The organism is Sneathiella sp. (assembly GCF_041689005.1).
Taxonomy (GTDB): Bacteria; Pseudomonadota; Alphaproteobacteria; order Sneathiellales; family Sneathiellaceae; genus Sneathiella.
On record NZ_JBDNHC010000072.1, the window covers coordinates 1 to 7268 of the forward strand.

The 7268-nt window shown below is 53.8% G+C and carries 3 protein-coding genes and 1 pseudogene; all 4 read right to left on the reverse strand.

Annotated elements, in window-relative coordinates:
* On the reverse strand, nucleotides 1-1047 hold a 1047-nt coding region (gene drmB, locus ACESNI_RS08525), incomplete at its 3' end, for a DrmB family protein (protein ID WP_373086118.1).
* Nucleotides 1048-1049: 2 nt separating this feature from the next.
* Nucleotides 1050-5060: pseudogene (gene drmA, locus ACESNI_RS08530) on the reverse strand (DISARM system helicase DrmA).
* Between the two features lie 102 nt (nucleotides 5061-5162).
* Nucleotides 5163-6221: a reverse transcriptase family protein gene (locus ACESNI_RS08535; RefSeq protein ID WP_373086119.1), complete on the reverse strand. Its 1059-nt coding sequence runs from the start codon at nucleotides 6219-6221 to the stop codon at nucleotides 5163-5165.
* On the reverse strand, nucleotides 6222-7268 hold a 1047-nt coding region (locus tag ACESNI_RS08540), incomplete at its 5' end, for a hypothetical protein (RefSeq protein WP_373086120.1).

Sequence of the window (7268 nt, forward strand, 5' to 3'; positions counted from 1 at the left end):
ATTCGCTTCTGTTAAAACCTCCCACTCCGGCCCCTTGATGTCTGCATCGCCAACGGATTCCTGCCCGCTACCGGAGCGATGCGCCTCTATAGCTGCCCAAATGGATGCCGAAGGATATTTGTCGATTCCCGGAAGCGCCCCGGTTTTTTTAAGCATCTTTACTGCCACCGCGACATCATGTTCAGCTTCAATATCCTCTAAAATCCCCCACCCATCTTGAACCAACTGGCCGAGCGGATCTTTCACCTGAGGAATTGCGAGCGCAGAGAGCGTGATCGGAAACCAGCTGTTTGTGGCACCAAGCAGAACTGCTCGCGCCTCGTCATTACATTCAGCATCGAAGTAATCCAGATGTGGATGCCTTCCTCTGCAGCCAGGCAGATTCTCTTTTCCTGCTTTACCAAATGCATGGGCCATGCTTCTAGACGCGCTACAAGCATCGCACTTCACCCACAGATTCTCCGTTTGCAATGACGCGCCGCTCTCGAAGAAGCGCAGCGTTCCCTTGCACGAGCTATTGCCGCTATGAACGAAATAGTGCCAAGGAAAATCATCAAGGTGACCATCACGGCAAGCTAATAAAAAACGTGCGGGCACTGCATCCGCATCTCTAGCTTTCTGGTCGCCCTTTGAGCCACTACAGCTTTTATGGACGAAACGCGTCCGCTCAGGTCTGAATCGATTTTCCTTGATCTCGAAAAGACCCGCGTCGAACGGTGAAAGCAAACCGCATTTCACGCAGCGCATCCAGCGTGGGAAAGGTCGAACCGGAACGCCGATGTTCGCCTCGGCTGACCAGACATCAGCCAACTCGCTCTTCTGGAACGGTGGCATCCGCAGATTTTCCACCTGCGAACCCAGAATTTTTCTGACGGCTGCCAACAGTCGGGCCTCTTGGATCGGCTGGCATCGATCCTTCTCCCATCTGTCGATACCCTGCGTGACTACGGACAGGCTTGGCAGATCAATTAATGCACCCGGCCCATAGGTCCAAAGCAATTGGCTGGGGCGAACTTCTCCCACTGGGGTCTTGTTATTGATGATCATGCTTAATCCTCGTCCTTCGTTGCGGGACGAGGCTTCCACTCGTGGTCGTCCGTAATGTGACTGGTATTCATAATCAGGCGGACGCCTGGCTCGACTTCTCGCATCGACATCGGCACGGTCCAGTTGTCCCATGCCTGAATCCCAGGTGATTTGATCAGCGCTACAGTCGTAGCTTTGTCGGGGCCACGTTTCTCATACGCCAAGATCCGGCCGCCCTTGCTGACTTCTTTCGCCCATTCGTCGGCGCGCTCTTTCAGCTCAGTCTCAGCTAATTGCTTGCGCGAGTTGTCTTCCGCGACATTGCCTGCGCGATTTGCCAATACTTTGATGGCATTGGTCATCTCGGCTTGATTAGACATGCTCAGTTGGCCAGCCCCTTCGTTAGGGCTGAACACATCGTTCTCAAGGCGCATCAAGCTCAGCATTGCTCCAGTCAAACCACGGTCCATCGCACGTGGTGAAAACGGTGTAACCGACTGAGCCTCAACGTGCTTGTAAAACGTAGCGTGGTAATGCTCGAAAGTTTCGTAATGCGATAAGTCGCGCGGCCTGGCCCAAGTCAGCACTGTACAGACTAAGCCTGGGAAGGAGCGCCCCACTCGGCTGGTGGCCTGAATGTATTCTGCGGTCCCCTTGGGTTGCCCGTTTACGGCCATCAGGCCAAGTCGATTCACGTCGACACCCACTGAAAGCATGTTGGTCGCCAGCACCACATCAATGGCGCGCGTGTCACCTTCCTGCCAGCGGGTTACATACTTGCCAGTCGCAGCATCGAACTCGGATTTAAACTTTACCTCCAAGTTGTCGAGGTACTTGGGGATGTCTTGGCTGGATACCCGGGACGTTAGCTCGCGGATATTGTTGATGCTTCGTTGAGCCAGCGCGGGCCGCTCCACCATGCTCATCTGTACGCGATAGGATCGCGTCTGCACATCGTCCTCTGCCAACCGCTTCATCCCCCCCAATTCGCGCAGTGAGTTGAAGTAGCCCACCATGGTCATGTACGGATCTGCTGGCTCACCAAAGTGATTAAACAACTCTTGCGCTGCGGTTAAGAACGCTGTGTACACTCGAATCAACATAGCCGGGCGAGAGCTACCCGGCGAGCAAACACCGAGGTAGCGACGCCCCGGTTTGTCAGCAATCGGTCTCTGAACTGAAAAGAAATTATCCTCAACATCCAGTCCATGCGGCGGAAACACCGCAACGCGACGCATAAACACGTTATTCACTTGCTCTTTGGCTTTGCGAACTGTCGCCGTAGAGGCGATAATTTTCGGCTTAACCGTCTTGCCGTCAAGCGTCCAACCACATAGCTCATCGACAGCCGTTTCATACAAGCCCACCATAGTGCCTAACGGACCACTGATGAGGTGAAACTCATCCTGAATGATCAGATCTGGGGGCCGAATCGGGTTGATGGTCTTAACCTTGGTCGAGGGGAGCCCCTTAACGGCTTTGTGGTTCCCGTTGCACTCAGCTCCTTGCCATAGCAATCCGTGCCGCTCACATTCCTGCCCCACACGGCCGAACAAGGTGCGCACCTAACCACGCCACGCCATCATGGCGAACTTGTCCACGGTGGCAATCATCATTGTCGGCGGGCGATGGTAGATCTCTTCGTCTACCACCAGTACCGGGAGCCCTGGGTGTGGCTGCTTGCTGGATCTTCCTTTGGAAAATTCGCAACGGCCTTTTTTGTCGCCACAGTAAACAAAGGTGCGGCCGCCCGAGATATCCTTTTGAACCTCAACATCTTGATCCGGCACGATGTCAGTTCCGCACCAGGGGCAGCTGGTGAGTTGCGCAGGTGTCGTTGTTCCAGCGTTGTATTTACCGGGGTTGCGCACATCCTCAATGGCGCGATGGCTGTCTTCGGTCGTGCCCGGCGTGACCTTGTTGCCCACCCACAGACCAATAGTGAAGGGCCCCGTGCCAAAGGACGTGTCGCCGTTGGCAAGCGCCTCGCGGCGCAGCACCTCCATCGCACAAATCAATGCCGTGGCGCGCTGAAACTGCTGCAGAGTCAACAAGCGCAGCGTGTAGCGCATGATCACAGCCAAGCCGCGCGAGCTGTCGTAGCCGCCCAGATCACCCTGCATGCGCCGAATGGCCATAGTGAAGGCTGCAACGCCCAAATAGGCCTCTGTCTTACCACCACCGGTGGGAAACCACAGCAGATCAGCGTAGGCCTCGACAGGCTGAACGCGATCCGGGTGGTTCACATCAGCCAGAGACGGAATAGAGAGCAGCAGGAAGGCAAGCTGGAATGGCCGCCAGCTGCGATTTTTCAGCTTATCGAAATCATTAAGGGTGACATCTTCGCCCCGGCGCATTGCGAGCGCATATTGGCTGCGCACTCGCTGCGTGGCCATCGCCTGATTAGCAAAGCGGAATGCCGCTAGCGCCTTTTCGTTGCTTTTGAGCACATCAACGCCTTGTTGAAGACGCGCGTGAATCGCCTGGCATTGATCCATGGCTTGCTGTGACTGAGCGTCGTAACCAGTAACGTCGTCACCAACGCGGGCACGTTGCTCAACAATCCACGCTGAGTAGTCTTTAGTCAGCAGGCTCAAAGCATCAACTAAAGGATCAATTTCTAATGTTGCAAGTCGCTGCATATCCAGCAGGCCGCTACTCACCATTTCCAGCATTGCAGGTCGATCGGAAGGGTCAAGCCCCGGCGTCTCAGTCACTTGTACTTCGTAATGTGGCATCACCATGGTGCGCACTTCGGTGGCTAGGGTCACGTCTTCGGCTGTTGTTGCGTGTACCGCAACGCCGTGCCCCACGGCAAACTCGACGCGGTTTCGGTAGACCATCTCTAGCGATTCACGCTCCGGGTCCATACCGTCGGCATCAAGCACTGGCCTGCGCCTAAAGATGGCGCGTTTGGCAGTATCTTGCTCCGAGCGAACAATCAGCTCGGGCTGGAAGACCCACGCTGTGTCGCGGTTGGTGGGAGGCTCCTCCTGTGCATTCACCAGGAACAAGGTGACCAGCCGATCGCCATTGGCGTTCTTAGCGCGGATTGAACCCTGCACTCGCACTTCGGGATAGGATTTATCGGGAGCCTGATGCGGGATTACGCCTTCGCTCAGCGGCAAAACGATCTTGCCGCCACAAGGAATGCGTTGCCACACTTTGGCCTTAGTCTGCACTTCGGCGCCAGTTTCCTTGTTCTTGCGGATACGGAAAATTTCATGATCGTTGTTACGTTCGTAACGACCCCAGCACGCTTCGATTTCGATTTGCTCAGCGTCGCCATCAACACAAAACGTCATGCCAAGGCTGCTAGGCACCAGCGACTGATTGCTGGCGGCATCAATCTCGTCTGCCGAATCCGACTCTGGATCAACGCGCCCGGTTGCCGTACCAAACTCCGCGCCAGGCTCGTGCCGCCCCGGAGCCTTGCTATCCACCGGTTCCTCTGGGTCTTCGTTGGCCAAGGGCCCGTCCAAGCTCTCTATGCCGCCTTTTACGGCCTCACGCGGGGCCAGTTTGCCAACCAAGTAGCGGTCACGCACTCCCATGTCGACAATACGTTCATTTGGTCCACCTGCCGGGCCGAGAAGATCGTCCATCACGGCCAGTTGCAGAAGTTCGCGGATATAGGCCTGATCCTCAATGGACGGCACTTCGGCGATAGTTTTGTGCAATGCCTTGGGAAGCGACTCAAGGAAATTTGTCCATTGAATACGACCAACGCTGCCGGAGGACGGTGGGGTAAGTGATGTAAGATCAACCGACACCGCGGGATCGACTAACAGCATGCGGTCGAAGTAAATCGTGGTGGTTTCCAGGTCAGAACGAACCCGCAACATGCGCCCGACTCGTGTGATGTGACCAGTGGTGTTCAGAATCAACAGCCAGTCGTCATCGGCGATGGCTTGGTAACGAGAACGCTCGCCGCTTAACCGCAGCGTGTAGGGTTCTAGCTTTAGATCGGTGGTAAGGCCATGATCAATGGCAATCCAAGCGTTGGGTTGTTTGACTGCTGTAGTTGTCGGCATATTACCCTCTTACATTTCTACTCTCATTGGCGCGGGAATCTTTGAAAACTGTTTTTGGAACTCTTGCCACCTTGCAGCATCGACGTCTTTGACGAAAGCAATCTAACCCGAGAGGTGGTTATAGAAGCCAATGGCTGAATCAAATTTCTCATGTTCAGCAACGGCAACTAGCCCGTATTTCTGAGTTGCGTACAGGTGTCTATCAATGCGTTTGTATGTCTCTTTCGACAACCTGGGGATAGGACCGTCAACGAGTAATCCGAGGACAACTTTTTTTGAGCCAGGGCCCGCAATTCGAGTTTTTTTTATGTTTTCACGAAAACCACATTTCCGAATTATCTTGGTTATGACGCGATGAATATCGCCAATCGACATGTGCGTGGGCAATTCGCCGCCGGCGGAAAAAATCAAATCGTCCGCGTATCGCGTATAGATAAATCCGTGCAGGTCGGCTAATGCAGTCAGTTTTTCATCAAGACCAAAGGCTGCGAGATTACTGAGCATCGGACTTGTCGGCGCGCCCTGCGGAAGCACACCCATCGCGCCGGTTCGATCCACATAAAATTGATATGCCTTCTGTGAGGTCACGATGCGCTTTGGACGGAGATGATACTTTAGATGATCTGGGAGCCGAGTTGTTGTGCATAGTCGAGCCAGTTCGAATGCGAGCAATGGTCGATAACCAGCATTCATGAACACTCGATATGCATCGGACTCATTCAGGGTGTGAAAGAAGTTTTCCAGATCATACTGAAAAATCCAGCGGGCACCGCAATGGACGGAAGCGCATTTTCTAACGCCACCGTCTGCATGAAATGCATACGAGGCTGGGTGTGGCTTCAGTTTTTGAAGTAATTCCAGATTGATGAACTGCTGAACTTTAAATAGATCACCAGTGACGGCGTGAATGTGACGTCTTCCGCCAGCTCTCTTCTTCACAGCGAACATGCGATAGTTGGCCGATTCCCGACGCCGCTCTACCGTAATCCGCAACACGCCATATTCAACTTTGGTGATTTTGGCAAGGTGTCGCAAGGTGAAAATCACAGGTAAGTTTGCCGGAGCCAATTGCTGGGCATAGGCCTTCAAGTGATCCGCCGCTGGTTTTCCTAGAACAGGAGCAGCGGCTTGAGAAAGGTGGTGTACTGACCAAGTTTCCATTCACCTATCCTTTGAGCCCAAGGGGCCATCAGTGTCATGGTTCTCCCGAGACACCGCAGGTAATTGGAGCATGACACTGGAGGGCGGCGAAGCCGCCTTAGCGTCAGATCTTTCCAGAGATGTCTGTCCGACACCCCCATCTGCAAAAGCCGAAACCTGTGCAGAATCTGCCGATCCAAGAGAAGCGAGCTTCTTCTGGATCGGCGGCTGAACGGTTGCCCGGCCAGCACACCACGAACTTGGAATATACAGGCTATGGTCCCACGATGGGAGAGCATCACCCCGATTTGATTGTTTGAGTCGATCCAGACCTGTTGCGGTCAAACGTACTTCTGATGTCAGTAAGCCCTGCTCGGTTGCATGACTGATCAGGTCAATGGCATACCTGTGGTCGACGTTGAGCCGGATGGCCATGTTTTTTGTGCTTCGAACACCTCGTTTCACCAGTTTCAGGAGGTTCATCAACTCATCGAAGATGATTCCGGTCTTCGTTGTCGGGTCTGCAGGAGGTCGAACAAGCAACCTCAGCAACCAGTCAGGCATCGCCCTGCTTGGCATCAGACCCTGCCATTTTTCATGGTGACACCACAGCACACCGGGAAGGTTATCTGGGACGCTGTGATAGAACGCGATATTTGCCATTACGTCGCCATAGCCAAAGCACTCCCAGCGTGAGATTTCGGCTCTTTTTTCGCATATATCTACTATGGCTCTGTAGTTCTCTCCCCATCGAGACTCGAGCCATCCTGTGTCGTAAGTGACCTCGCTGGTGAAGTCTATTTTCGATGACTTCCGAAACTTCCTTGTGCCATGATCCGATCCTCGAATGTTTTTGATGATCTTTGACTCGGACTCTCGTGGTCGTGCGAAGCTGATGATATGTATCTTGATCCACCCGAAACTCCACCAACTCAGAAAAGTCGGGTGTTTGAGCATCGCGTTAATGAAGCCAGAGACGCGATCACCGCTTCCTATCGAATCATCAATGAGCACGTAACTTCGGACTTTCTTGACCTTCAAAGGCCCCAACGAAGGGTGATTAAGAAG